Source organism: Flagellimonas alvinocaridis (assembly GCF_004916895.1).
In the GTDB taxonomy this organism is placed as follows: domain Bacteria; phylum Bacteroidota; class Bacteroidia; order Flavobacteriales; family Flavobacteriaceae; genus Flagellimonas; species Flagellimonas alvinocaridis.
This window is the reverse complement of sequence record NZ_SNTZ01000011.1, coordinates 1-25,029: the sequence shown is the minus strand read 5'-3', so window position 1 is coordinate 25,029 and position 25,029 is coordinate 1. Positions and strand designations below refer to the sequence as shown.

At 42.1% G+C, this 25,029-nt stretch carries 25 protein-coding genes; 10 read left to right on the top strand and 15 right to left on the bottom strand.

Annotation, left to right across the window (positions count from 1 at the left end; genetic code table 11):
* Positions 1-13: 13 nt before the first annotated feature.
* Positions 14-634 (bottom strand): recombination mediator RecR, encoded by a 621-nt coding sequence (gene recR, locus EZV76_RS14250; RefSeq protein WP_136567246.1) that lies wholly within the window; start codon positions 632-634, stop codon positions 14-16.
* A gap of 76 nt (positions 635-710) precedes the next feature.
* On the opposite strand from recR, the gene EZV76_RS14245 reads away from it, so the two are divergent.
* Complete coding sequence (locus EZV76_RS14245; RefSeq protein WP_136567245.1) at positions 711-2,192, top strand: sodium:solute symporter; 1,482 nt, start codon at positions 711-713, stop codon at positions 2,190-2,192.
* Here EZV76_RS14245 and EZV76_RS14240 read toward each other — a convergent pair.
* The gene (locus EZV76_RS14240; protein ID WP_136567244.1) at positions 2,176-2,535 is read right to left on the bottom strand and encodes a CoA-binding protein; all 360 of its coding nucleotides are present in this window, start codon (positions 2,533-2,535) and stop codon (positions 2,176-2,178) included. The genes EZV76_RS14245 and EZV76_RS14240 overlap by 17 nt on opposite strands.
* A gap of 344 nt (positions 2,536-2,879) precedes the next feature.
* On the opposite strand from EZV76_RS14240, the gene EZV76_RS14235 reads away from it, so the two are divergent.
* Positions 2,880-5,330, top strand: coding sequence for a TonB-dependent receptor (locus EZV76_RS14235; protein WP_136567243.1), 2,451 nt, complete (start codon positions 2,880-2,882; stop codon positions 5,328-5,330).
* 96 nt (positions 5,331-5,426) lie between these two features.
* On the opposite strand, the gene EZV76_RS14230 is transcribed toward EZV76_RS14235, so the two are convergent.
* Entirely contained in the window at positions 5,427-5,966 is a 540-nt protein-coding gene (locus tag EZV76_RS14230; protein WP_136567242.1) for a pyridoxamine 5'-phosphate oxidase family protein, read from the bottom strand.
* A 1-nt stretch (position 5,967) separates the two neighbouring features.
* A complete protein-coding gene (locus tag EZV76_RS14225; RefSeq protein WP_136567241.1) occupies positions 5,968-6,981 on the bottom strand; it encodes a 3-oxoacyl-ACP synthase III family protein in 1,014 nt (337 codons plus the stop codon).
* A gap of 391 nt (positions 6,982-7,372) precedes the next feature.
* On the opposite strand from EZV76_RS14225, the gene htpG reads away from it, so the two are divergent.
* On the top strand, positions 7,373-9,262 hold the full coding sequence (gene htpG / locus EZV76_RS14220) for a molecular chaperone HtpG (RefSeq protein ID WP_136567240.1): 1,890 nt from the start codon (positions 7,373-7,375) through the stop codon (positions 9,260-9,262).
* A gap of 132 nt (positions 9,263-9,394) precedes the next feature.
* Complete coding sequence (locus EZV76_RS14215; RefSeq protein WP_136567239.1) at positions 9,395-9,754, top strand: DoxX family protein; 360 nt, start codon at positions 9,395-9,397, stop codon at positions 9,752-9,754.
* On the opposite strand, the gene EZV76_RS14210 is transcribed toward EZV76_RS14215, so the two are convergent.
* Together EZV76_RS14210 and EZV76_RS14205 are read right to left on the bottom strand one after the other, a co-directional pair.
* A complete protein-coding gene (locus EZV76_RS14210; RefSeq protein ID WP_136567238.1) occupies positions 9,746-10,162 on the bottom strand; it encodes a hypothetical protein in 417 nt (138 codons plus the stop codon). The two genes, EZV76_RS14215 and EZV76_RS14210, sit on opposite strands and share 9 nt — an antisense overlap.
* Positions 10,155-10,730, bottom strand: coding sequence for an RNA polymerase sigma factor (locus EZV76_RS14205; RefSeq protein WP_136567237.1), 576 nt, complete (start codon positions 10,728-10,730; stop codon positions 10,155-10,157). The genes EZV76_RS14210 and EZV76_RS14205 overlap by 8 nt, the downstream gene beginning before the upstream one ends.
* Positions 10,731-10,863: 133 nt before the next feature.
* On the opposite strand from EZV76_RS14205, the gene EZV76_RS14200 reads away from it, so the two are divergent.
* On the top strand, positions 10,864-11,211 hold the full coding sequence (locus EZV76_RS14200) for a DUF6249 domain-containing protein (RefSeq protein ID WP_136567236.1): 348 nt from the start codon (positions 10,864-10,866) through the stop codon (positions 11,209-11,211).
* A gap of 68 nt (positions 11,212-11,279) precedes the next feature.
* Entirely contained in the window at positions 11,280-11,912 is a 633-nt protein-coding gene (locus EZV76_RS14195; protein WP_136567235.1) for an MOSC domain-containing protein, read from the top strand.
* A 48-nt stretch (positions 11,913-11,960) separates the two neighbouring features.
* Here EZV76_RS14195 and EZV76_RS14190 read toward each other — a convergent pair whose 3' ends face one another.
* A complete protein-coding gene (locus EZV76_RS14190) occupies positions 11,961-12,314 on the bottom strand; it encodes a hypothetical protein (protein WP_136567234.1) in 354 nt (117 codons plus the stop codon).
* A 208-nt stretch (positions 12,315-12,522) separates the two neighbouring features.
* Between EZV76_RS14190 and EZV76_RS14185 the strand changes: the two genes are divergently transcribed.
* Entirely contained in the window at positions 12,523-13,392 is an 870-nt protein-coding gene (locus tag EZV76_RS14185) for an AraC family transcriptional regulator (RefSeq protein WP_136567233.1), read from the top strand.
* A 9-nt stretch (positions 13,393-13,401) separates the two neighbouring features.
* On the opposite strand, the gene EZV76_RS14180 is transcribed toward EZV76_RS14185, so the two are convergent.
* Positions 13,402-14,172 (bottom strand): S1/P1 nuclease, encoded by a 771-nt coding sequence (locus tag EZV76_RS14180; protein WP_136567232.1) that lies wholly within the window; start codon positions 14,170-14,172, stop codon positions 13,402-13,404.
* A 162-nt stretch (positions 14,173-14,334) separates the two neighbouring features.
* Between EZV76_RS14180 and EZV76_RS14175 the strand changes: the two genes are divergently transcribed.
* From EZV76_RS14175 to EZV76_RS14165, 3 genes are all read left to right on the top strand, one after another.
* A complete protein-coding gene (locus tag EZV76_RS14175; protein WP_136567231.1) occupies positions 14,335-16,533 on the top strand; it encodes a DUF5916 domain-containing protein in 2,199 nt (732 codons plus the stop codon).
* A gap of 74 nt (positions 16,534-16,607) precedes the next feature.
* Positions 16,608-17,870: a DUF819 family protein gene (locus EZV76_RS14170; protein WP_136567230.1), complete on the top strand. Its 1,263-nt coding sequence runs from the start codon at positions 16,608-16,610 to the stop codon at positions 17,868-17,870.
* Positions 17,871-17,916: 46 nt separating this feature from the next.
* Entirely contained in the window at positions 17,917-18,615 is a 699-nt protein-coding gene (locus EZV76_RS14165; protein WP_136567229.1) for a DUF4369 domain-containing protein, read from the top strand.
* On the opposite strand, the gene EZV76_RS14160 is transcribed toward EZV76_RS14165, so the two are convergent.
* The 7 genes from EZV76_RS14160 to EZV76_RS17090 form a co-directional block, all read right to left on the bottom strand.
* Positions 18,616-18,888 carry a hypothetical protein gene (locus tag EZV76_RS14160; RefSeq protein WP_136567228.1) on the bottom strand — a complete coding sequence of 91 codons (273 nt, stop codon included), beginning with the start codon at positions 18,886-18,888 and terminating at the stop codon, positions 18,616-18,618. It lies immediately after the preceding gene.
* Positions 18,889-18,913: 25 nt separating this feature from the next.
* The gene (locus EZV76_RS14155) at positions 18,914-19,882 is read right to left on the bottom strand and encodes a type I phosphomannose isomerase catalytic subunit (protein WP_136567227.1); all 969 of its coding nucleotides are present in this window, start codon (positions 19,880-19,882) and stop codon (positions 18,914-18,916) included.
* A gap of 1 nt (position 19,883) precedes the next feature.
* A complete protein-coding gene (locus EZV76_RS14150) occupies positions 19,884-20,291 on the bottom strand; it encodes a 6-pyruvoyl trahydropterin synthase family protein (protein ID WP_136567226.1) in 408 nt (135 codons plus the stop codon).
* On the bottom strand, positions 20,288-20,821 hold the full coding sequence (gene idi / locus EZV76_RS14145; RefSeq protein WP_136567225.1) for an isopentenyl-diphosphate Delta-isomerase: 534 nt from the start codon (positions 20,819-20,821) through the stop codon (positions 20,288-20,290). Before idi ends, EZV76_RS14150 begins: the two co-directional genes overlap by 4 nt.
* A 56-nt stretch (positions 20,822-20,877) precedes the next feature.
* A complete protein-coding gene (locus EZV76_RS14140) occupies positions 20,878-21,834 on the bottom strand; it encodes a PorP/SprF family type IX secretion system membrane protein (RefSeq protein ID WP_136567224.1) in 957 nt (318 codons plus the stop codon).
* Positions 21,835-21,836: 2 nt separating this feature from the next.
* On the bottom strand, positions 21,837-23,798 hold the full coding sequence (locus EZV76_RS14135) for a T9SS type B sorting domain-containing protein (protein WP_136567303.1): 1,962 nt from the start codon (positions 23,796-23,798) through the stop codon (positions 21,837-21,839).
* A gap of 83 nt (positions 23,799-23,881) precedes the next feature.
* Positions 23,882-25,029: hypothetical protein (locus EZV76_RS17090; RefSeq protein WP_161594426.1), on the bottom strand; the 1,148-nt coding region annotated here is incomplete at its 5' end.

Sequence of the window (25,029 nt, the reverse complement as noted above, 5' to 3'; positions counted from 1 at the left end):
AAATTAATCGAATCTAAGTGGTCTTCATGGAACTTTCAAATGGAACCCGGTTTAAAATACTTCTTCCCAAAGTTACCTCATCTGCATATTCCAATTCATCCCCAACCGAAATTCCCCGAGCTATAGTGGAGGTAGTCACTTCCAAACCTTCCAACTGTCGGTAGATATAAAAATTGGTAGTATCACCTTCCATGGTGGAACTCAATGCAAAAATGAGCTCTTTCACGGTGCCTTCTTTTACCCGATTCACCAACGATACAATGTTCAGGTCTTGGGGGCCAATACCTTCCATAGGCGAAATTTTACCTCCCAAAACATGGTACAGTCCGTTGTATTGCGATGTATTTTCAATGGCCATTACGTCCCTAATGTCCTCCACCACACATACCAAGGACTCATCCCTCTTGGGATTGGCGCATATCTCGCAAAGTTCTGTGTCCGAAATATTATGGCATTGCTTGCAAAAATTCACCTCACCCTTGAGTTTTAAAAGGGCATTGGACAAGTGTTCCGTTCTTTCCAGAGGTTGTTTCAACAGGTGCAAAACCAAACGCAATGCCGTTCGTTTGCCAATACCAGGCAATTGCGACACTTCGTAAACTGCATTTTCCAATAGCTTTGATGAAAATTCCATAGCCTTAAATGTCCAACAAAATTACGATTTTAGCGTTACCAATTAACTTTTGTACTTTGCAAATCAAAATACCTTTATGACAGCCACACAAATTCTCCTTCTTATTGGTGCCTATTTCTTGGTGCTGATTCTAATCTCTTATTTTACCGGTAAAAATGACTCCAACGCAGATTTCTTCAAGGCAGGGAAACAATCCCCTTGGTATGTGGTTGCTTTTGGCATGGTTGGGGCTTCGTTGTCTGGAGTAACTTTTATTTCGGTTCCCGGTTGGGTGGCGGATACCCAGTTTAGCTATTTACAGGTAGTTATTGGGTACATTTTCGGGTATTTGGTGGTGGCTTTTCTTTTGTTACCCCTCTATTACAAGCTTAATCTAACTTCCATTTATGAGTATTTATTGGAGCGTTTTGGTACCGTAAGCCATAAAACGGGAGCTTTTTTCTTTTTTATCTCCAGGGTTTTGGGAGCTTCTTTCCGATTGTACCTAGTGGCCATAGTATTGCAACAATTTGTTTTTGATGACCTTGGGGTGCGGTTTGAGTTTACCGTTGCCATTTCAATTCTATTGATTTGGCTATACACCAACCGTGGCGGTATTAAAACCATTGTTTGGACCGATACATTACAAACACTTTTTATGATCACGGCCGTTGTCCTCTCCATAGTGCTGATCAATGATGCCCTTGGCTGGAGCTTTGGTGAATTTTTGGCATCCAATGAGCTTAAAGATTATAGCAACATTCTAATAATGGATGATTTTCTGGACCGCAACCATTTCATCAAATCGTTTTTAGGCGGCATGTTCGTGACCATTTGCATGACCGGATTGGATCAAGATATGATGCAGAAGAACCTTACCTGTAAATCCTTGAAAGATGCCCAGAAGAATATGGTATCCTTCACCTTTGTTTTGGTTGGTGCCAAGATTCTGTTCTTGCTTCTTGGGGCCCTTCTTTTTATTTATGCCCAACGGGAGTCCATTTCCATACCGCTTATGGACGGTACACCAAAAACGGATTTGTTGTTTCCTGAAATCGCACTGAACGGCGGGTTGGGCCTTGCCCTTGCGGTTACCTTTATGCTGGGACTTATTGCCGCCGCCTACAGTAGTGCCGATAGTGCGCTTACCTCGCTGACCACTTCCTTTTGTGTTGATTTTTTAAATGTTGAGAAAAAAACCGAGGCCGAACAAAAGAAAGTCAGGAAACAAACCCATATTGCCATGAGCATTTTGTTGGTACTGGTGATCATTGCCTTTAAGTACATCTTGAGCAGCAATGTCATTGATAGCCTTTTGACTGTTGCGGGATATACCTACGGGCCTCTATTGGGCCTCTTTGCCTTTGGCATTTTCACCAAACACAAGGTAAAAGATGCCTATGTGTGGATTGTCGCCTTACTTTCAGTGACCATTATTGTACTTGTGGCCAACATCCCTGCCGACTATTTGGGCGGATACATCGTTGGTTATGAGTTGTTGCCTCTGAACGGACTTTTGACATTTATTGGGCTATGGTTGATCAGAACAAGAGAAACCATACCTAATACTGCCCAGTAGCAAGAAGTACCAAAGTACAAGCTACCTCAACTTCAATGCCGGCCTGGGTCAAGATTTCTTGAAATTCAGGATTTTCTGTACCTGGATTAAATATGACCCGCTTAGGTTTGATGTCCAAAATTTTTTGGTAGTACTCTTTTTGCCTTTTAGGGTTTAAATACAAGGTTATGGTGTCAACATTTTGAAAATCACTCAAGTTATCCTTAATTTGTACTCCTGATACAGTTCCCCCATTGATTCCAAATGCGGTTGTTTCCACCTTGTTCTCAACCAATCTACGAATTGCTATATTGCTGTATCTTCCTGGGTTTGTAGAAGCCCCCATGACAAGTGTTTGGCCCATTTGTTAATTTATGTGTTAAACTGCGTTAAATATTGAAACTTTTTACAAAAAAACACGTCTATTGTATAGATAAAATCTTTCATTGGTAAGACTGTATTTTTTATAGTTAATGGTTAGTGTTTAGTATAGCTTATCAATGTTAAAACCCTGGCAGTCAACTTCGGTTGAAATTGTCAGGGTTTCTTTTTTTCAGCATCATGTTAGTCTAACTCAAAGACCTTCACTTACATTGAGCCCATTTACATTTTGTTAAATAATGTTAAAATTATTTCTACATGTAACATTCCCATCTACAATACGTCTTGTAGGTATCATCGTCAATCTAATCAAAAAACGAACAGCTCATGAAAAAAGTAGTCTTACTTTTTGCATTGCTTATATGCAGTGCACACTCAACCAAACTATTTGCAAACCCTTTAGAAGACGCATTAGGTTCCATATCGGGAACTGTCATTGACAATGCACTTCAACAACCTGTGGCCTATGCCGCAGTAGTTATAAAATCCGAGGATGGTTCTGAAACAATCACCGGGGGTATCACCAACGATGATGGTACCTTTGAAATAAAAAAACTGCCTGATGGCTCTTTTTTACTGGAAGTACAGTTTATAGGATACAAGACCCACTCCGAAACCTTGGTCATCAACAAAAACAACCGAAACCTGAACTTGGGCACCATTACCCTAATGGAGAACACCCAAGAATTGGATGAAGTAGAGTTGGTTGGAGAACGAACCACCATTGAACAACGTGTGGACAGAAAGGTCATTAATGTGGGAAAAGACTTGACTACGGCCGGTGCCACAGCTTCAGACATTATGAACAACATTCCATCTGTAAACGTAGATGCACAGACTGGAGATATTACCCTTCGTGGCAACTCCAATGTTCGGGTAATGGTAGATGGAAAACTATCCAACGTCCCTGTTGCGCAATTGCTGCGTCAAATCCCATCAACCTCCATTAAGTCCATTGAATTGATCACCAATCCATCGGCCAAGTACAATCCCGAGGGCATGAGTGGCATCATCAATATTGTGCTTCACGGAAACGCCAATATTGGGTTCAATGGAAATGTTAACTTGGGGCTTACCAAAGGAATTGAAGCCAAATTCAACAGTTCTGTTGATTTGAACTACAGAAACGGGAAGTTTAACTTTTATGGAAATTATGGCAACAACATAGGCAAGTATGTGAACAATGGAAATATCTTCAGATTGGAAGAAAACTCATTGCAAGATTTCGATTTCTTCAACAACAACAAGTCCCACTTGTATAAATTGGGGGTCGATTTCTACCTTAATGAAAAAAATACCATTTCCGTTTTCACCAACCAAAACATTTTTGAAGGTGATGGAAGGGGCATCACCGAGGTAACCTATAACACGGATGCATCCCGCAATGTAACCCAATTTTTCAACGATGTTTCGGACAACCGAAGCGAACAGTACAACTTTAATTACAAATTGGATTTTGCCAAAGAAGGACATAATATTGAACTGGAAGTGGACCATAACCGCTTTGAAAATAACCAAGACGCCAATTTTAGATCAGTGGGCGCCTCACTATATCCAAACTACATGGATTTTGTGGATACCAAAAGGGACCAGACCATAGCCAACTTGGACTATGTAAATCCGCTGGACAGTATCTCAAAATTGGAAATTGGCTTAGAGGCCAGAAACTTTGAAACTGATGTGGACTATGCTTCAACAGGTTCTTCCTTTAACTCAAACGGTGTTTTGGTACCAACCCCCAATACCAACTTTGTGTATGGAATGGATATCTACTCGGCCTATGCCACTTTCGGTCAGAATTACAAGAAGTGGTCGTATCAAATGGGCGTACGTATAGAAGATGTGGAGGTTCAGGCAGATACCAATAGTGTAAGAGCCTTTACCGATAAGTATACCGAAATATACCCCTCTGCCTTTTTAACATTTACTCCCAATGAAAAGGACCAGTTACAGGTAAGCTATAGCAGACGTGTAGATCGTCCTGGGTTGCAGCAAGTAAATCCCATCAGAGAGTTTGCCACTCCGTTGATCTCTTCTTTTGGTAACCCGAATTTGGTGCCTCAGTTCACCAGTTCCTATGAAGCAAATTATACCCGGCGTATCAAAAATGGTAGCATAACAGGGGGTGTATTTTACCGTAGCATCAAGGATGAAATCAACAGAGCAGTTTTTGTGGACCGACTGGACTTCAACAAAATCATACTCACTTTCGATAATTTTGATGAAACTTCCGCATATGGATTTGAGTTTTCAACCAACTATAGGCCTACAAAATGGTGGAACATCAATGGTAGTTTCGATATTTTCTCCCAAACCAATCGAGGTATCACGGAGAGCATTCCAGGTAACATTGCCGATCCATCCGAAGACGATATCGTAGTTGAAGATGTGGAAGTGGACAACACCGCCTGGAACCTACGAATGAACAACAGCTTTACCGTGACCAAAAAACTTACCCTACAAGCCTTTGGATTTTATCGCGGTAAAAACAGAAACATCCAATTTAAGGTAGAACCCATGTACTTTGTAAATCTTGGAGCACGATATAGCTTTGATGAGGGCAAGGGTACCATAAGTGTAAACTACAACGACATTTTCAACACCATGCGTTTTGCTTTTGATGGGGAACGCCCATATTTACAAGAAGGAGGATTCAATTGGGAAAGCAACAACGTATATGTAGGCTTGTCCTATCGTTTTGGAAGTGGAAAAAACCGCGCCAAACAGCGTAAAAGAAGAGACGACCGAACCAAAGAAACTGGTGGAGGCATTCTATAATTGAAAATTGATATACTCGGCAAAAAAGTGTTGGTTGGTTAATATTGCCAGAGGTATCAATAAAAAACCCCGGTCTGGAAAGATCGGGGTTTTTATTTAGTCAAACTTATGCGGGAGACCATCCAAACTGACGGTGTTTTTCTTCTCCCAATATTTTTTCAGACCACTTTCTCCCTGCTTTTGTGCCCAATCCACCAGTTCTTTCCGTTGGTGTTGGTATTCCATAATGGGAATTCCCATACCGCATGAGGTCTGCACTTTTTCAATATGTACATCAACCAACTGCCTACCCCCAGCCATCTCAGGGAATAATCCAATATGCTCTTCCCACTCAGTACTTTTATAGGAATAGACCTTTGCTGTTCCATACAATCGTAAAATCAAAGGGTCACCCTCGAAGGCACAGAACATTAGGGTAATTCGGTTTTTGTGCTCCAAATGGATGGCTGTTTCATTGCCACTTCCGGTAAGGTTGAGCCAAATGACCCGTTGGGAATTGATCACTCTCAATGAATCCAATCCTTTTGGGGACAGGTTCACGGAACCCTCATCCATGGCCGTGGCCACAAAGAACATTTTTTGATTATTGATGAATTCTATCAGCGGCGGGGTCAGCTCCGGGATCTGTCTTCCCATTTTACCATCTAATAATTACGCTTCCCCAGGTAAAGCCACTCCCAAATGCGGCCAAGACCACCAAATCACCTTCTTTGACCTTCCCTTGTTCCCAAGCTTCAGTCAATGCAATGGGAATAGAAGCTGCCGTTGTGTTCCCATAGCTCATAATATTGTTGAATACCTGATCATCAGATAGTCCAAATTTCTTTTGAATGAATTGTGAAATGCGCAAATTGGCTTGGTGGGGAATCAGCATATCAATATCCTGAGGCCCCAAATTGTTCGCTCCCAACCCTTCCATAATCACTTCACTAAAACGAACCACAGCATTTTTGAAGACAAATTGTCCGTTCATGTACGGAAAATAAGAGGTATCCTCTTCCCCTGAGTCAACATCTTCCAGAATATCGGTTACCCAACGTTTTCCCATCCCCGGGGCAATCAGTGAAAGCTCCTCAGCATGCTGTCCTTCAGAATGTAGGTGCGATGATAAAATTCCTTTGGTTGTTTCTTCCTCCCGGGTGAGCACCGCTGCTCCGGCACCATCCCCAAATATTACGGAGACTCCCCTCCCCCTTGTGGTCATGTCCAGCCCATGGGAATGCAGTTCGGAACCAATGACCAACACATTCTTGTACATGCCGCTTTTAATATATTGGTCCGCCACAGAAATGCCATACACGAATCCAGAGCATTGGTTTCTAATATCCAAAGCTCCCACGGTTTTGATATCCAAATCACGTTGTACCAAAACCCCTGGACCTGGAAAATAGTAATCAGGGCTCAAGGTGGCGAAAATGATAAAATCAATATCATTCTTATCTATTCCTGCCCTTTCAATGGCTTTTTGCGCCGCCTTTACTCCCATGGATGTGGTGGTATCCGTGCCCTTTACCACATGTCTGCGTTCTCTTATACCGGTACGTTCTTGAATCCATTCATCATTGGTGTCCATTACTTTGGACAAATCATCATTGGTGACCACATTTTCAGGTACATAGAATCCCAGTCCTGATATTCTTGAATTATACATTGTCCTACGTTTATAAATAAATTATCAAAAAAACGGGGCTATTAAACCGAAAAGTAAAAAATATATCCATAGAACCGCATAAATATTGATAAAATAAAAGTTTAGACGGTTTTGGAGCTTTATCACAAAACGAAAATGCACCTCCGAGCGAAGATGCATTTCCAACAACCTAACCAATAAATAAAAGTACGTTATGGATAAACCTATTTCATAGCAATCTTTCCAATAACAATCTAAAGATACATATTTTGTTTAATTTTTTTAAAAAAAAGATAAACAAAATTATGTTAAATTTTTATCTGGGTCCTATGTCAAGGGTCAATGTCAGTTTGTCACCTTTATCAGTCTGGTATTTTTTTTGTCCTAATGGCGTAAAGAAAATGTAAAAACAATGGCAACAGGTAAAATCAATGTTTCAGTAGAGAACATCTTTCCCTTGATCAAGAAGTTTCTGTACAGTGATCATGAAATCTTCTTAAGGGAACTTATTTCAAATGCAACGGATGCAACCCTAAAGCTAAAGCACTTGACCTCCATTGGCGAGGCCAAGGTGGAATATGGAAATCCCATCATCGAGGTCAAAGTGGACAAGGACAAAAAACGCATCCACATTTTGGACCAAGGGGTCGGTATGACCGAGGATGAAGTGAAAAAGTACATCAACGAGGTGGCTTTTTCAGGAGCGGAGGAGTTTTTGGACAAATATAAAGATGCCGGTAAGGATACGGGAATCATAGGTCATTTTGGACTTGGTTTCTATTCGGCCTTTATGGTGGCGGAAAAGGTAGAGATCATCACCAAGAGCTTCAAGGATGAGCCCGCAGTACATTGGGTCTGTGATGGCTCCCCTGAATTTACCCTGGAAGAAGCTAAGAAAAAAGACAGGGGTACGGAAATCATCCTTCATATTGCGGAGGATTCCACCGAATTTTTGGAAGATGCCAAAATCCGTGAACTGCTGACCAAGTACAACAAGTTCATGCCCATTCCGATTAAATTTGGAACCCGTACGGAAACACTTCCCAAGCCAGAAGGGGCCAAAGAGGACGAGCCAGCTCCAACAGAAGAGGTGGACGATATCATCAACAACCCTGCTCCGGCATGGACCAAGCAGCCCACCGACCTTAAGGACGAGGATTACAAGAATTTTTACAGGGGGCTTTATCCCATGCAGTTCGAGGAGCCTTTGTTCCACATCCATCTGAATGTGGACTATCCCTTTAACCTGACCGGGATTCTGTATTTTCCCAAATTGACGAATGACCTCAATATCCAGAAAGACAGGATTCAATTGTACCAGAACCAAGTGTTCGTTACGGATAATGTGGAAGGTATTGTTCCTGAATTCCTGACCATGTTGCGTGGGGTCATTGATTCCCCTGACATTCCCTTGAACGTATCACGATCTTATCTGCAGGCCGATGGTGCCGTGAAGAAAATCTCTTCTTACATCACTAGAAAGGTGGCCGATAAGTTGAGTTCCCTATTCAAGAACAACCGGGAGGATTTTGAACAAAAGTGGAACGACATCAAAATCGTGATTGAATACGGCATGCTTTCCGAAGAAAAATTCTTTGAAAAAGCCGATAAGTTTGCCCTTTACCCTACCGTGGATGGCACGTTTTACACTTTTGAGGAACTGGAGGCCAAAATCAAGGACAACCAGACCGATAAGGATAATAAATTGGTAGTTCTCTATGCTTCGGATATGGAAGCGCAGCACAGCTACATTGAAGCCGCCAAGGCAAAAGGCTATGAAATTTTGTTGATGGACTCCCCTATTGTTTCGCATTTGATGCAGAAACTGGAGGGCTCCAAGGAAAATCTATCCTTTGTCCGCGTGGATGCCGACCATATAGACAACTTGGTCAAAAAAGAGGATACGGCCATTTCCAAATTATCCGATGAAGAAAAAGACCGCTTAAAGGAAAATTTGGAGAAAGTCATCAGCGCCGATAAAGGATACACTATTCAATTGGAGGCCATGGACAGTAACGCTTCCCCCTTCATCATCACTGAACCTGAGTTCATGCGCCGCATGAAGGAAATGCAACGAACCGGAGGTGGTGGAATTTTTGGAATGGGCAACATGCCCGATATGTACAACCTTATCGTGAACACCAACCATGAATTGGTCAGCGAGATATTGAACACCAAAACAGACAAAAAGAGGGAACGTTTGATCAATCAATCCCTGGATTTGGCCCGATTGAGCAAAGGATTGCTGAAAGGTGAAGAACTCACTAAGTTCATTAGCCGCAGCTATGATATGATCAAATAAACATCTATCTACAAAAATACTGTCACATCGAGCGCAGTCGAGATGCAAGTCCTCTATATCCTAAATAAGAGTTCTCGACTTCGCTCGAACTGACAATTTCCCTTTTGGTATCCGTTTTCTTATTTTTAAGATATGGAAAATCCTTGGCATCTTTATGCAATGGCCGTACTGTACATAATTGCAGGCTTGGCCCATTTTATATTTCCCAAGATGTATTTGCGCATTATGCCCCGCTATCTCCCTCATCACAAATTTTTAGTATTATTGAGTGGTGCGGCCGAGATGGTCCTAGGCTTGGGACTATGTTTTCAAGTGTCCCGAAACCTGAGTGCCTATGGAATCATTGCCATGTTGACTGTATTTCTAACCGTGCACTTTTACATGCTTTCCAGTAAAAAAGCCGCTGCAGGAATCCCCAAATGGATATTGGTTCTCAGGATTCCATTACAATTTATATTGATGTATTGGGCTTATGGATACATTTTACCCTAAGGTTCCGTGTTGATCCAAATAGCGTTTCAACCAGGGTATTTGCACAAAAAACAACACTCCGAAGAGCAAGACGGCATATAGGGTTGCCTTGGAAGCAGTATATCCTTCCATCCAACTCCATGTTTTGGAGAAATCATAATTCCACTGTATATTTTTAAACCATCCTTGACTGGAATCAAGGCCATAGGTCATCAGCAAATAAATAAATCCTGCCACAAAGGCCAGAAACAGAAATGTGAGAAGCTTTTTCGGCAAAAGAGGGTGGGCTACGAACACTTGCTTTTGGGATTGTGTCTCAATCTTTGCCATAAGCTTTTCGGTAAAATCCGGTGAGGGCGACTCCAAGGAAGTTTCTCCCATGACCTTGTCTATGAACGCTTCAAGTTCTTTATTTTGTTGCTCATCCATTGTTTTGAAGTATTTCTGGTTTTAAATGGCCTTCCAATACCGCTGCCAACTTCTTCCTTGCCCGGAACAATTGTACTTTCAGCGAATTTACCGGAACATTCAATATATTCTCAATTTCCAAAAGACTTTTCTCCTCAAAATAAAACAAGGTCAAAAGCCCTGCATCCTCACTGGGCAACTTTGCCAGACATTGCCCCACAAGCCTCCCCCGTTCTTCCCTGACCATTTTGTCCAAGGCCGTATCCATCTCCGTAAAGATAAAATCTTGCATTTCACCAACATCCAAGAATTTTCTGCTCTTTCGTAACCGTATCCGGTCCAAACAGGTATTATATGCAATCCTGTAGACCCATGTCGATATTTTTGAATCGCCCTTAAAATGTTCCAACGAGTTAAATACCTTAATAAAGGTGTCCTGCGAAACCTCTTCGGCCTCTTCCCTATTTCCCAACATACGAAGGGTTAAGGTGTAGACCAAATCTTTATATGTATTGACCAATTCAGAAAATGCACGGGTATTCCCCTTGCGAATGCTCTGTATCAATTTTCTTTCCTTGGTGGTCAACATTGCAGATTGGACGTTAAACCTATTGTTTTGGTTACATAAATTTCACTTTTTTATGGAACTCTGTAACCTGATCCATAAAAATCCCGTCATAGGCTAAAAACCAAAGAAGTATAATCATTAAAAACGAACAATCATGGGATCTGAAGTAATCATCTTACCCGTAATTTTTGGAGCAGTCTTTGCGATTGCCTATCTGTATTATTCAACCCGGAACAAAGAACGCATGGCCTTGATAGAGAAAGGGGCCGATGCCAGCATCTTTTTTCAGGGGAAACGTGAAGGTAAAGTTCCTTTTTGGAAAATCATCCTTATCAATGTTGCCCTTCTTTTTATCGGTATTGGCATAGCCATTTTTATGGCAGCCTTTATGGTCTACAACTTAGGGGTGAATGAGGATGTAGCCTATCCCGGAACCATTTTCTTTATGGCAGGGGTTGGGTTGTTGGCAGGATTTGCCGTAGCCAAGCGTTTGGAAAAATAGTATCGGTCCAATGAAAACATGATAAAAAAACCATCGCAGATTGCGATGGTTTTTTTTACCTTGGTGGCATGCAAATTATCTCCACCAACTTAGGAAAACCCACAGAGGTTTCTTGGAACGATACACTGATCACCACAGGAATTTATAAATCCCCGGTGAACACTCCCTTACTATTGGAAGCCGAAAGCGTATCAGGGGATACCATTGGAGACCGTAAGGTGCATGGAGGTATCTATAAGGCCTGTTATTTGTTTTCGGTTGAACAATATCCGTACTGGAAGGAAAAATATCCCCATCTGGATTGGAATTGGGGCATGTTTGGTGAAAACCTTACCGTTGAAGGACTGGATGAATCCCAAATCAGGGTGGGTAGCATATACAGATTGGGTACTGCACTGGTTCAGATTACCCAACCTAGGGAACCCTGTTTTAAGCTTGGGCTAAGGTTTGGAACCCAAGAAATCCTAAAACAATTTATAAACCATGGATGGCCGGGCACTTATGTCCGCATTCTGGAAGTGGGCAAAGTAAACTCTGGCGACACCATGGAACTGGTAGAGGAGTCCAGCAATCCATTGACCACCCAGCAATTCTACAGGCTTTTATATGCCAAAGAAAAAGATCAAACCATCTTAAAATTGGCCATATCCAATGATTCTTTACCCCTTCACAAAAGAGAACGCCTTAAAAAGTTTCTATAAAAAAGGGGCCTAAAAGGCCCCCATGCACATAAAAATTAACTAAACAAACTATCTTACCACCACAGTTTCCTTGTATGTTCCTTTCTTATCGGAAACAACTACGGTGTATTCATCTTCAAAGGCTTTCTCAAAGTTGAAGGATTTTTCTACCACAACTTGCCCATCTATAGTCTCATTGTAAACCAGTCTTTTTTGACTGTCATACACTTTAACTGTAACAGCTCCTTCTGATAGGTTCAAAAGGTTCATCATCAATTTTCCCCCTTTTTTAACAAATACGGGGTCAAGGTCAACATTGATCAACTTTCTTTCAACCTCACTTTTTGCTGGCCCATTGGCAACTCCTATTGCTGTTGCAAAAAGAAACGCCATTGCCACGGTATACTTAACAACTGATTTCATAACATTCTGTTTTTAGATTACAGTACAAAGCTAGGGTTGAAGATTGAACAGAAACACCACCATTTTTTCCAGTATATGTACAATTTTAACCTTCCGGAATGGTTAATAATTAGTTAATGTTAAAATACCATATATTTTGGTTAATTTTGTGGAGACGCTATTTTAGCTATGACCATAATTTTACAGTACGAAAAAGAAAATGGCCAAAATGATTCAAAAACCTGCTTTTGAGGCAATTGCACCCAGTTTTGGACACTCATTCCTGTATCAGAAATTCAGTGAGCGGCATGAGAACAAGAACATTGGTTGGCATTACCACCCCGAGTTGGAGTTGGTCTATATTAACGGAGGTTCTGGCAAGAGGCAAATAGGTAGCCATGTTTCCTATTTTAGAAATGGGGATCTGATTCTTATTGGCTCTAACTTGCCCCACTGTGGTTTTACAGATAAACTAACGGGCAACAAAAGTGAAACACTCATTCAGATGAAAGCTGATTTTCTGGGCAGTGATTTTTTTAACATCCCAGAAATGAAGAACATCCAAAAACTGTTCGAAGTAGCCAAGGGCGGTATTGCATTTTCCGGAAAGACGAAGACCAAAGTGGGTGAAAAAATGGAGATCTTGGAATATCAGACCGATTTTCAGCGCTTGCTTTCCATTTTAAACATTCTGAATGTATTGGCCACCTCGGATGAAATAAAAGTACTCAATGGAGAAGGGTTTGCAATGGAAACCGAGGTAAAGGACAATGACCGCATCAATATTGTCTTCAACCATGTGAAGACCAATTTTAAGGAAGACATCGGCCTAAATGAAATTGCGGATTTAGTAAGTATGACTGTACCCTCATTTTGTCGTTACTTCAAAAAAATTACCAATAAGACCTTTACCCAGTTCGTGAACGAATATCGTTTGGTACATGCATCCAAACTACTTGCCGAACAACCAATCAGCATTACACAGGTGTGCTATGACAGCGGTTTCAACAACTTTTCGCATTTCAACAAGTCGTTCAAGGCCTTTACCGGACAAAATCCATCCGAATACAGAAACCAGCTCAAGACCGTTCTGCAATAGATTGCTGGCTTAACTAAAGAGGTCGTTCAAGACCTTGGCCAGCCGCAATCCCCCTTTTTGAAGCTGTTCAAATAAAAGGTCGTTGTAATCATAGGTATACCGGTATCCCAGTTTTTCACCAACCTCAACAGATTCGTAGAGGGTACCACAGATTTCGTGGGATTCATCCACCCAATCATAAATGCTTCCCTCCTGTATTTTCTTGCACTCTTTTCTAGAAACGCCTCTATCCAACTCATTGGCCAATTCCGTATAGGTCATTCCGTAGGATACGATCAAATTCTTATCCCACACCCTGTGAAGGTTACTTCCCTGTCCGAACCACTGTACTTGGATATCATTCCCTCCCTTATCCTCTGCCCTACTGGCATGCATGGGCTGGTGTAGGTCTCCAATAAAGTGAACCAACATTTTTAGGTAAAAAACCCGATCTGCTCGACTACTATCCTTGTTCTTAACCACCCTGATACACTCCTCAATGGCAGTGACAATATCACCATATTCGCTCTTTTCAGAATCTTCATAGCGCATGCCCAAGGGATAGTTTACATAATGCCATGCCGAGAATTTGGAATAGGAACGATCTGCCTTGATCTCATCGGCATAGGTAGAGACAAAAGCCAGGCTATGGCCATCCAAGAGGTCGTTCAAAATCCTCTTGGCCTTTCCCGTTAAATGGTTTTGTGCAATATGACCCGTTACCCGGTGGCCTGTTTCTCCCCAAAAATTACCAAAAGAACATAGGGGCAAAAGCAAAGCAAGAAGTATAACTTTTTTCATTATCCAAGGTTTTTTCAAAAATAGGGAACTCTAAAATCAAAAGTAAAAACAAGTGGACAACAATTTTCATAATCTTTTATCAATGAACATCCTCATAAAAAATTTTGGGATTTTTTTAACGACCCTAAGCCTTAAATTTGAGCACCGACTAGACTCAAAACAATGCTTAGATTACGTCTTGTACTTGTTACAACACTTCTTCCTTTTCTATTTTTTGCCCAGTCCCAACCCAAAAGCTTTACGGTTAAATTTACCAATGAGCCTATTTTGGTGGATGGCATTTTAGATGAAACTATTTGGAAAACTGCCGAAAGTGCCAACAATTTTCAGCAATATTTCCCCTCAGACTCAACCTTGGCAGCACAACAGACCGATATTAAAATGCTGTACAATGCCACAACGCTCTACATTGGAATTAAACTGAACACTGAGGGCGACAATTATGTAATTCCATCTTTGGAAAGGGACTACAGAGCTGGGGGAAACGACAATATCAGTTTGCTGTTTGACACCTTCAACGATGGTACCAATGCATTTCTTTTTGGAATGAATCCCTATGGCGTACGTAGAGAGGCCCTAATTTCCAACGGAGGGTCTGGCCCAAGTGGCTTCACTACTTCTTGGGACGTTAAATGGCAGGGGGAAACCCGCCTTTACGATGGGTACTATGTGTGCGAATTGGCCATTCCCTTGACCTCGTTCAAGTTTAAACAAGGAGAGACCAAATGGCGCTTTAACAGCTACCGCTTTGATATGCAATCCAACGAAACCAGTACTTGGATGGAAATTCCCCAAAACCAGTTGATCTATAGTTTGGCTTTTATGGGTGATATGGTATTTGAAAAGCCTTTGGGAAAATCAAGGACCCCCATGGCTTTGATTCCGTATGTGAATGGGATTGCAGGCAAAGACTACGAAAACGATAATGACCTCAGCGCTTTAAATTTTGGTGGGGATGCCAAGGTTTCCATTGGCAACGGAATGAACCTTGACATTACGGTAAATCCAGATTTTTCAAATGTTGAGGTAGACAACTTTGTGACCAATCTTACCCGTTTTGAAATCTCACTCCCGGAAAGAAGACAATTTTTTATTGATAACAGTGATCTTTTCGGGTCATTTGGTAGCGAAGATGATACAAACCCCTTCTTTTCAAGAAGAATAGGTATTGCAGAGGATTTGGATGGGGAAACCATAGAAAATGGAATCATTGGTGGAGTAAGGCTCAGTGGAAAACTAAATGAGAACCTACGTTTGGGGTTTTTAACCATCCAAACTGAAGAAGATGAGGCCAACCATATTGCCGGTAACAACAATACGGTTTTGGCCCTTCAGCAGAGAATGTTCTCCCGTTCCAATCTTAGTTTCATTTTAGTGAACCGCCAGACTTTTAAGGATTATGATTTTTTAGAGGAAACAGAGAGGTACAACCGGGTTTTGGGATTGGATTACAATTTAGCTTCGGCAGACAATACGTGGACTGGAAAATTCTTCTACCATAAATCCTTTGCCCATGAAATTGGGTCAAGGGATGATGCTGGGGGTATTACCCTAAACTACAATTCACGCTACCTAAATTTTGGCCTTGTCGGTAATTTTGTGGGTGAGGATTTTCGTTCTGATTTAGGGTTCATCCGAAGGGAGGACGTTGTATCGGCCAAGCCATTTGCAGAACTAAATTTTTGGCCCAAAAAGGGACGTCTAAACTTTCATGGATTTACATTCAACCCCAATTTTGAATGGAAACCTACCTTGGACTATAGAAACACTGATTATTTTATTTTTTCTGGTTGGCAAGCGCAGTTTAAAACCCAGGAAGAGCTATCTGCACGCCTTTTTAACCGATTTACATTCCTCACGGAGCCTTTTGACCCTACCGGAACAGATGGTGGGGTGGAACTTCCTGCTGATCAAGGGTATTACTACACCAGCTATGAAGTGGAATTCCAGAGTGATCAACGAAAGGTTTTTTCCTATTCACTGGAACCTGGATATGGCGATTTTTTTAATGGTACGCGATTTTCATTTGAAGGGGACATGAGCCTCCGCCTACAACCTAAGGTCTTCCTTTCGCTAGGATTGAACTACGATAGCATAAAACTACCTGAGCCTTATGAAAGTGCAGATATATGGCTGATAAGCCCCCGAATCAACATCACCTTCAACAAATCCATTTTCTGGTCCACCTTGATTCAATATAGCAACCAAAGGGACAATCTGGGCTTTAATTCCCGTTTACAATGGCGCTTTGCCCCATTATCCGATCTATTTTTAGTGTACAACGACAATTATTTTGTAAACTCTTTTACACCTAGGAGTAGGTCCATCAATTTAAAATTGACCTATTGGCTGAACATTTGATCAAGGTAAGGATAAGGTTTGCCCACGACCATTTTTGATTTTCCTATATTTGGGGCTATCGCTATTTTAATTCTATGGATCAACTACCCTTGACCGAAGACACGGTCATCTTTGGACTACTCTGTCTCTGCCTCGGTTTTGTCTTTTACACCTCATCCTTGAATACTGGTTTTTGGAAGAAATTCTACTCCATTGTACCCACAGTACTTATGTGCTATTTACTCCCTGCCATTCTGGCAAGTTTGGGTATCGTGGATGAATCCTCTTCCCAGACTTACTATGTGGCCAGTAGGTATTTATTGCCTGCTGCCTTAATATTGATGACTTTGAGCATAGATCTTAAAGCAATTGCCAATTTGGGTTCCAAAGCATTGATTATGTTTCTTACAGGTACTGCAGGCATTATCCTTGGTGGACCTGTGGCTATTCTTATTGTTTCCATATTTTCTCCCGAAACGGTTGGTGGAAGTGGCTTTGACGCTGTTTGGCGAGGTCTTGCCACCATTGCTGGGAGTTGGATCGGTGGTGGTGCCAATCAAGCGGCCATGCTGGAAGTATTCAATTACAACCAGGAGAACTATGGCGGTATGGTGTTGATTGATATTGTAGTAGCCAATTTATGGATGGCGATTCTTCTCTTGGGCATTGGTAAAACCAAACAAATAGATCGTTGGCTCAAGGCAGACAGTTCGTCCATTGAAGAACTTAAGAAAAAAGTATCAACTTATACTGATAAAATTGCACGTGTTACAACACTTCCGGATTTTATAATGATGCTATTCTTCGCCTTCACCGGAGTTGGAATTGCCCATTTTCTAGGAACCCATTTTGCAGGATTCTTACAAGATAATTTTGAAGTCATCCGAAACAAACAAAAAATTCTCTCTTCCTTAGGTTCCGAGTTCCTGTGGATGGTAGTGTTTGCAACCGCCATTGGCATTGGACTGTCTTTTACCAAGGCCAAGACCTATGAAGGTGCCGGAGCCAGCAAGATTGGGGGAATGTTCATTTACATATTGGTGGCCACCATTGGTATGAAAATGGATTTGGGCAAAGTTTTGGAAAACCCAGGACTCATTGCCATTGGGTTGATCTGGATGGCCATTCATGCAAGTCTTCTAATTTTAGTGGCCAAACTCATCAAGGCCCCCTACTTTTTCCTTGCAGTGGGAAGTCAGGCGAATGTTGGAGGAGCGGCTTCAGCGCCAGTTGTTGCGGCAGAGTTCCATCCTTCACTTACTTCTGTGGGGATTCTTTTGGCCGTTTTTGGGTATGTAGTGGGTACCGCAGGGGCTTATTTATGTGCTTTGTTGATGGAAGTCGCCTCCAAAGTTTAAATATTTCAGAAGATTATTTGATATTTGCCCTGCAAAATTTTTATCCATGAAGAGGTTACTATTTGTATTGTCATTGGGAATGTTGGTGCTGTCCTGTGAAAAAAACACAGAAAGCACCATGACGATTTCTGGAAATGTAAAAGGATTGAAAAAAGGGACCCTTTACCTACAACAGTTCAAGGATTCAACGCTTGTGGCATTGGATTCCTTGGAAATTGAGGGTGATGGGGCATTCACTTTTTCGGAGGAATTGGAAAGTCCCGACATTTTTTACCTCTACTTGAAAAAACAAGACAATAACGATATCAATGACCGAATCACCTTTTTTGGTGAACCAGGTCAGATTACCATAAATACCACATGGAAGACATTTGATACCGACCCAAAGATTTCTGGTTCTGCATCGCATGATAAGTTTTCGGAATTCAATGAGATGATATCCAAATTCAACATCAGGGACATTGCACTGGCCCAGCAGGCTTCGTTACCTGAGTTTCAAGGAGATTCAACAGCCTTGGATTCGCTTCAAAAACTAGCGGACATTAATTTGGTAAGACGATACAGATACGCACTAAACTTTGGTTTGAACAATGGAGACTCCTATGCCACTCCATATATTATGATGGCAGAGGCAAGCGATGCCAACCCTAAATATTTGGATTCTGTATATAACGCCCTTACGCCCGAAGTAGCCACATCCAAATACGGAAAGGTGTTCCAGGACTTTCTAAGCAAGCAGGATTAACTAACTGGCAAGACTGTTCAAATCATTGACCAACTGTGTGGCCTTTTCCTCGAGTTGGGCCCGCACACTCCTAAAATGTGCTTTTTGGTCCTCAACATTTTTTTGGTTGATTTTGTCCATGAGCTCATCAAAAGCTTCAATGGCCTTGTCAATAATGACCGTTCCCTCTTCGGATTCCTTGTTATCCGAGCCTGCCTCCCAAATGTAGACTGCTTCTATGATGTCTCCCAAGACAAAGTTGACATCCTTTTTTAAATCACGTATACTTGGCATACCGCTGTTTTTTATAAAGGTACTATTAAATGGTAACTTCCAAAAGTTTAGCCCCTTTGGTATCTATATTTATGTTGCTACTGGAAGCACCAATCAAGACCGTCTCCCCCTTTTTAATGTCAGTGGTGCCCCAGTCGTTGGAAATCTTTGCTTCCCCGCCAACACACATGTAAATGATGAACGAATCTCTTTGCGACACATCTAGCCCAATGTTTTTGGACAAGTCTAAAAAGTTCGTCTTAAAATAAGGGCAGTCCACCATGGCATTGGTTACATCCTTATACTTTTGATAATTAACCTTAAAATCGTTTTTCTGTTCATAATCAATAGCATCTATGGCCAAACTAGTGTGCAGTTCCCTTAGATTACCATCCTTGTCCCTTCGGTCAAAATCATAGACCCGATAGGTAATGTCAGAAGTTTGCTGAATCTCAGCCAACAACACCCCTGCTCCTATAGCATGTATTTTTCCGGTATTGATGAAAAAGGTGTCGCCTTCATTGACCTCTTCATAATTCATCAAATTCAAAAGGTTGCCAGACTCAAGGCTTTCAATATATTCCGTTTTCTCAACATCTTTATTGAAACCCACGATCAATTGGGAACCGGGATTGGCATCCATTATGTACCACATCTCTGTTTTTCCAAAGGAATTATGTCTTCTCTTGGCCAATGCATCATTGGGATGCAATTGAATGGATAGGTCTTGCTTGGCGTCTATGAATTTTATCAAAATGGGGAATTCATTCCTAAACCGTTCCACCACACTTTTTCCCAAGAGGCTTTCACCGTGAAGCGTTATCAATTCCTGAAGTGAGGTTCCCTGCAAAGTCCCATTGGCCACTTCGGAAATATCCCCACTAACCCCAGAAAGTTCCCAACTTTCCCCAGTAATATCACTCTCTATGGGTTTGTTGAGTACGTCTCTGAGTTTTGTTCCTCCCCAAAGACGTTCCTTGAGAATGGGCTTGAACTTTAAAGGGTATAAATCCATGTTATCCTGAATAGGTTACAAAATTACGCGGCGTTTCATAGAGTACCACTTCCAATTCATTGGCCTGGTCTATGTAGGGCCTGAGTTTATTCCAAATAACCACGGCAATATTCTCCGCAGTTGGGTTGAGTTCCTTGAACTCAGGAACATCAGCATTTAGGTTTTTGTGGTCCAAAGCCTCTTCCACATGCTCCTTGATCAAATCTTTGAGCACTTTTAAATCCATTACAAAACCAGTTTCCTGATCAATCTCCCCCGTAATACTTACAATAAGGTCATAATTATGCCCATGATAACGGGGATTGTTGCATTTTCCAAAAATTGCTTGGTTCTTCTGCTCATCCCAATCAGGTCTGTGCAATCGGTGGGCCGCATTAAAATTAGCCTTTCTGCTTACCTTGACTTTCATTTTGTCTGGGGATTTTTCATCAAATGGTCATAGAAACGTTCAAAAATAATCTTGAACCATGCGGTATACTGCTCTGGCTGTACTGCTATATCTTTTTTGATATCTGATGGCCGCATCCATTTCCAATCGGCCACTTCCTCTGGGTTGATATTGGGAGAATCGTTGTAGGAACCCATCATCACATGATCAAATTCATGTTCGGTAAGTCCATTATCAAAAGGGGCTTTGTAGACAAAGGAAAACAGTTCTTTTAACTCCGTTTGAAACCCCATTTCTTCCATAAGTCTGCGTTTACCGGCCTCAATATTACTCTCACCGTCACGTTGGTGACTACAGCAGGTATTTGTCCACAGCAAAGGGGAATGGTACTTGTCTTTGGCACGTTGTTGGAGCATGGTTTCTCCCTTATCATTCATCACGAAAACTGAAAAAGCCCTATGTAGCAATGCTTTTTCATGCGCTTCCATTTTGGGCATAAGGCCAATAGGTTCATCCGCCTCATTTACCAAAATCACTTTTTCCTCTTCCATGAGGTAAAAATATGACCTTTGTAGGAATTTATGGGGCTAAGGGTTCTAAATTGTTCCTAAAAGAAGCGTGGGGATTTTAGATTCCCAATGTTTCTTCGGAAGTCGTACCGAAGAATAACCTCAAAAGAACCATCGTTAAATGTAGCTGCACCCAATTCGGTAATCTCACGATCATAGGCGAGTCCTATCATCAACTGATCGGAAACCATAAAACCAAACAGTCCGCTGAAAGCAGCATCCCACCTATAGGCAACCCCTCCAATGAACCGCTCATTCAGCATAAAATTGGCGGAAAGGTCTAGCTGTAAGGGTGCACCTTGAACCACCTTGGTCAAAAGAGTGGGTTTAAACTTTAAGAAAGGGTTTAAGTCCCAGACATAACCTGTGATGGCATATAGGTTGATTTGCTCCTTGGCCGTAGATACCGAGGATTCATCAAAGTGGGTGGTTTCCAAAATCCTTGGAGCCGAAAGACCTGCATAAAACCTGTCCGTATGGTAATATACGCCAGCTCCAATATTTGGAGAAAATTTGTTTTGAATATCCTGCTGGGACTGCAGCTGTGGGTCTATTTCAAACTCATCCAATTCTGAATAGCGAATGTCCAACATGTGTGCACTGGCCTTAAGACCAAAACTCAACTTACCCTCAAAAGAGGTTTGGATCGTATAGGAAAAGTCCACATCAAAATAGGTTTCCGAAGTGGGTCCAATTTTATCGTTCACAACAGAGATTCCCAATCCAACTCCTCGGTAACCCATAGGTGTATGAATGTTGAGGGTCTGTGTTTCAGGAGCTCCATCAAGCCCTAACCATTGGTTCCTATATAGTGCCGCGATGCTCAAATGCCCCCGCGAACCTGCATAAGCCGGGTTAACACTTACCGTATTGTACATGTACTGGGTATACTGTGCATCTTGCTGCGCATGGACCGTTCCCACAACAACCAGAAAAAGTAGGGTCGATAGTTTCTGTACGTTCCTTAGAATATGTTTTATCTCCACAGTAACCATGTTTATCTGTTAATGTATATGTATCCTGAGAGTTGCTTCATGTTTCCACCTTGATCCTGATAATCAATGACGTAGAAATAGGTACCCACAGGAAGCTTGTTGTCTTGATCGACCGTTACCCTACCTTGGGAAGTACCGTCAAAAACATTTCCAGTAGTATTATAGGACTTGGTCTGGAAGACCATTACCCCCCATCGGTTATAGATCCTGACCGTGTTGTTTGGATAATCTTCAATACCGTTAATGGCCAATACGTCGTGTACTCCATCCCCATTGGGAGTGATAACGTTGATCACATCAATGGCTTCGGCAGTTGTTTCACCCAAATCAGCATCCAAATAGTTGGGTATTCCGTCTTCATCGGAATCGTCATTGGCATAGTTGCCATCCAAATCCAAATCCTCATCAATGGTTTCAATACCATCATCATCATCATCAGAATCCCTAAAATCTGGGATACCATCAGAATCCGTATCCAAAAGATCTGAGCTAGGGTCATCAATTTCATCATTGACATCCAAATCGATGACCGTACTGCCTTCAAAGGCATCGTCAAGACCGTCATTGTCTTTATCGGAACCTATGAGTGTTATATCGGCAATGCCGTCTTGGTTCATATCGTGGCCCTCAATAATATCTGGAACATTGTCATCATCACTATCTGTATCCACATAATCTGGAATACCGTCATTATCGGAATCTTGAGGAATCAAACCAATATTCCCATCATTTTCATAGGCATCGTCCAATCCATTTCCATTGACATCAACCGAGCTTGGTGGAATATACCCCAATGCAGGTTGTGCCTCAATATTATCTGGGATACCATCATTATCACTATCTATATCCAAGTAATCTGGAATACCATCCTCATCGGTATCTGTTGGGTTGGTAGATGGATCATTGTCGTTATCAGCATTGAGGTCCTCAAAACTATCCACAATACCATCCCCATCGCTATCCAAATCAACTCCAGAAGAGTTTACAATCACTGTGATTGTGGCCGTATCACAATGTCCATTGTCATCGCAAACGGTGTATTCGAAAGAATCTGTCCCTATATAACCCGGATTGGGTATGTAGGTAATATTGTCATCCGATGGATTGTTCGTGGTGCCATTATCATTTAGTTGGATAGATCCATTGGATGGATCAGTAGCAGTAATAGTTCCTATAGTTGGAATGTCATTATCATTTCCTCTCCATGAAATAGCCACATCAACTCCTTGATCTGTTGAAACCGAGTCATCATTGGTATCCACAATTGGAAGCACATCAACAGTCACCGTAGCAGTACTACAATCTCCTAAGGTGTTACAGATGGTGTAATCAAAACTATCACTTCCATTAAAGTCAGGATTAGGAATATATGTTACATTATCATCTGATGGGTCATTGGGTGTGCCATTATCATCAATGTTGACAGTACCGTTTGTAGGGTTCGTTGTGGTAAGGGTACCTGTAGATGGCAAATCAGAATCATTGTCAAAAATGGGCGCTTGAATAGATTCATCTTCATTGACTACGATTAAGTCATCAACCAATGTAGCCGCCTGACTCATACAAACCACCGTAAACCGTGGTAACTCACTACTGTTTCCTACTTTAGTAATGGTAGCCGTATACCGTATCACACTTTGGGTACTTGTAACTGTTGGTCGGGTTTGATCTCCACTCAGTGATGGACTCCAACTCACTGTAGCTCCTGAAGGCACACTGGCAGAAATATCCAAGGTAACTTCATTGTTTGGCGCTTCACATTCTGTTAAAATAAAATATCCCGTGGCATTAGATCCACAAAGAGTACCATCGTACGTTGCAAAATAAACACCGGGTTGGGTTGCTTCGTAAAAAGAATTTGTTCCAAGAACTGTACCCAAATCGGAAGCTTCAAACCATTGGTAGTTATTTTCATCACCCGTATTGGGAGCTTGAAGCAAAAACTGGGCGTTTGCAAAGTTCATCCCCAAAAACAGGATGAACAATCCAATAAATAAAGACCTATGTAAGTTTTTTGAGTTCAAATCGATCAGTCTTTATCTCATTCTTATTTTACAACGAAAACCACATTAATCAATGCATTATAGTCTGATGGCTGACCAATGATATCATAGGTAAGCTCACCACTTGCATCAATACTCATATTATCAAAGACTGCTGGGTCTGCATAGGTCACATAATAGTATAGATCCGTTGCACCATAGGTTGGTATTGCCGCTGGGGCTCCTAAACTTGCAACTGCAGGGGTGCCAAATTGTGCCACATACTGATCATATAGGTTTAATGTTAGACCAACTCCATTTGTTGAGGCATCAACAGCGATAGAGGGTGGATAAAAAATCCGAGCCGCTTTGGAGACAATCGGCGACATGGCCTGAATTGCCCCTTCAACAGTTGTTTCCGAACTACCATCTCCATCTGAATCAACCGATGTATCCAAATCAACATCTGAAGCAGTTTGATCAATATTGATGTCAGCCAAAGCTACCTGAAGGGTACCGTTGCTGTCCTCTATCTCTAGGTTGGCCCCACTCACCTCGAAGCGGGTATTGATCTCATTGGTCACGCTACCGTCCACCTCGGTGAAGGTGCTGTTCACGATATAGGGGTCGCCAGTGGTGCCTGTGCCGCTCACACTGATGTCCGTACCGGCGTTGACGATGGTCTCAGATCCATCGGCCGCGTTGGCCGTGATCTGCGTGTCCACGTAGTTCTTCGTGGCCGCGTCCTGCGCATTGGTCGGGTCCGTCACGTTCGTTATGGATGTGCCCGCGCTGTTGCCCTCGGAGAGTACTTCCGACAAGGTCTGGTCGTCGCTGCCCAAGTTGGCCAAAGGTACCTGTAACGTACCGTTGCTGTCCTCTATCTCTAGGTTCGCCCCACTCACCTCGAAGCGGGTATTGATCTCATTGGTCACGCTTCCGTCCACTTCGGTGAAGGTGCTGTTCACAACGTAGGGGTCGCCAGTGGTGCCTGTGCCGCTCACACTGATGTCCGTACCGGCGTTCACGATGGTCTCCGAGCCATCGGCCGCGTTCGCCGTGATCTGCGTGTCAACATAGTTCTTCGTGGCGGCGTCCTGCGCATTGGTCGGGTCAGTAACGTTCGTAATGGATGTGCCCGCGCTGTTGCCCTCTCCCAGCACGCTCGCCAAATTTTGTATCTCGTTGGTGATGCTTCCGTCCACCTCCGTGA

Excerpts from the sequence above, each read along its gene's own strand:
- EZV76_RS14140 (WP_136567224.1), bottom strand. The coding sequence starts at position 21,834 with ATGGTTACTGTGGAGATAAAACATATTCTAAGGAACGTACAGAAACTA.
- EZV76_RS14160 (WP_136567228.1), bottom strand. The coding sequence starts at position 18,888 with ATGCCAAGTATACGTGATTTAAAAAAGGATGTCAACTTTGTCTTGGGA.
- EZV76_RS14155 (WP_136567227.1), bottom strand. The coding sequence starts at position 19,882 with ATGGATTTATACCCTTTAAAGTTCAAGCCCATTCTCAAGGAACGTCTT.
- EZV76_RS14210 (WP_136567238.1), bottom strand. The coding sequence starts at position 10,162 with ATGGATGAGCAACAAAATAAAGAACTTGAAGCGTTCATAGACAAGGTC.
- EZV76_RS14225 (WP_136567241.1), bottom strand. The coding sequence starts at position 6,981 with ATGTATAATTCAAGAATATCAGGACTGGGATTCTATGTACCTGAAAAT.
- EZV76_RS14230 (WP_136567242.1), bottom strand. The coding sequence starts at position 5,966 with ATGGGAAGACAGATCCCGGAGCTGACCCCGCCGCTGATAGAATTCATC.
- EZV76_RS14215 (WP_136567239.1), top strand. The coding sequence starts at position 9,395 with ATGGAAAATCCTTGGCATCTTTATGCAATGGCCGTACTGTACATAATT.
- EZV76_RS14165 (WP_136567229.1), top strand. The coding sequence starts at position 17,917 with ATGAAGAGGTTACTATTTGTATTGTCATTGGGAATGTTGGTGCTGTCC.
- EZV76_RS14195 (WP_136567235.1), top strand. The coding sequence starts at position 11,280 with ATGCAAATTATCTCCACCAACTTAGGAAAACCCACAGAGGTTTCTTGG.
- EZV76_RS14175 (WP_136567231.1), top strand. The coding sequence starts at position 14,335 with ATGCTTAGATTACGTCTTGTACTTGTTACAACACTTCTTCCTTTTCTA.
- EZV76_RS14240 (WP_136567244.1), bottom strand. The coding sequence starts at position 2,535 with ATGGGCCAAACACTTGTCATGGGGGCTTCTACAAACCCAGGAAGATAC.
- EZV76_RS14190 (WP_136567234.1), bottom strand. The coding sequence starts at position 12,314 with ATGAAATCAGTTGTTAAGTATACCGTGGCAATGGCGTTTCTTTTTGCA.
- recR (WP_136567246.1), bottom strand. The coding sequence starts at position 634 with ATGGAATTTTCATCAAAGCTATTGGAAAATGCAGTTTACGAAGTGTCG.
- EZV76_RS14185 (WP_136567233.1), top strand. The coding sequence starts at position 12,523 with ATGATTCAAAAACCTGCTTTTGAGGCAATTGCACCCAGTTTTGGACAC.
- EZV76_RS14235 (WP_136567243.1), top strand. The coding sequence starts at position 2,880 with ATGAAAAAAGTAGTCTTACTTTTTGCATTGCTTATATGCAGTGCACAC.
- EZV76_RS14180 (WP_136567232.1), bottom strand. The coding sequence starts at position 14,172 with ATGAAAAAAGTTATACTTCTTGCTTTGCTTTTGCCCCTATGTTCTTTT.
- EZV76_RS14150 (WP_136567226.1), bottom strand. The coding sequence starts at position 20,291 with ATGAAAGTCAAGGTAAGCAGAAAGGCTAATTTTAATGCGGCCCACCGA.
- EZV76_RS14135 (WP_136567303.1), bottom strand. The coding sequence starts at position 23,798 with ATGAACTTTGCAAACGCCCAGTTTTTGCTTCAAGCTCCCAATACGGGT.
- EZV76_RS14205 (WP_136567237.1), bottom strand. The coding sequence starts at position 10,730 with ATGTTGACCACCAAGGAAAGAAAATTGATACAGAGCATTCGCAAGGGG.
- EZV76_RS14245 (WP_136567245.1), top strand. The coding sequence starts at position 711 with ATGACAGCCACACAAATTCTCCTTCTTATTGGTGCCTATTTCTTGGTG.
- EZV76_RS14200 (WP_136567236.1), top strand. The coding sequence starts at position 10,864 with ATGGGATCTGAAGTAATCATCTTACCCGTAATTTTTGGAGCAGTCTTT.
- htpG (WP_136567240.1), top strand. The coding sequence starts at position 7,373 with ATGGCAACAGGTAAAATCAATGTTTCAGTAGAGAACATCTTTCCCTTG.
- idi (WP_136567225.1), bottom strand. The coding sequence starts at position 20,821 with ATGGAAGAGGAAAAAGTGATTTTGGTAAATGAGGCGGATGAACCTATT.
- EZV76_RS14170 (WP_136567230.1), top strand. The coding sequence starts at position 16,608 with ATGGATCAACTACCCTTGACCGAAGACACGGTCATCTTTGGACTACTC.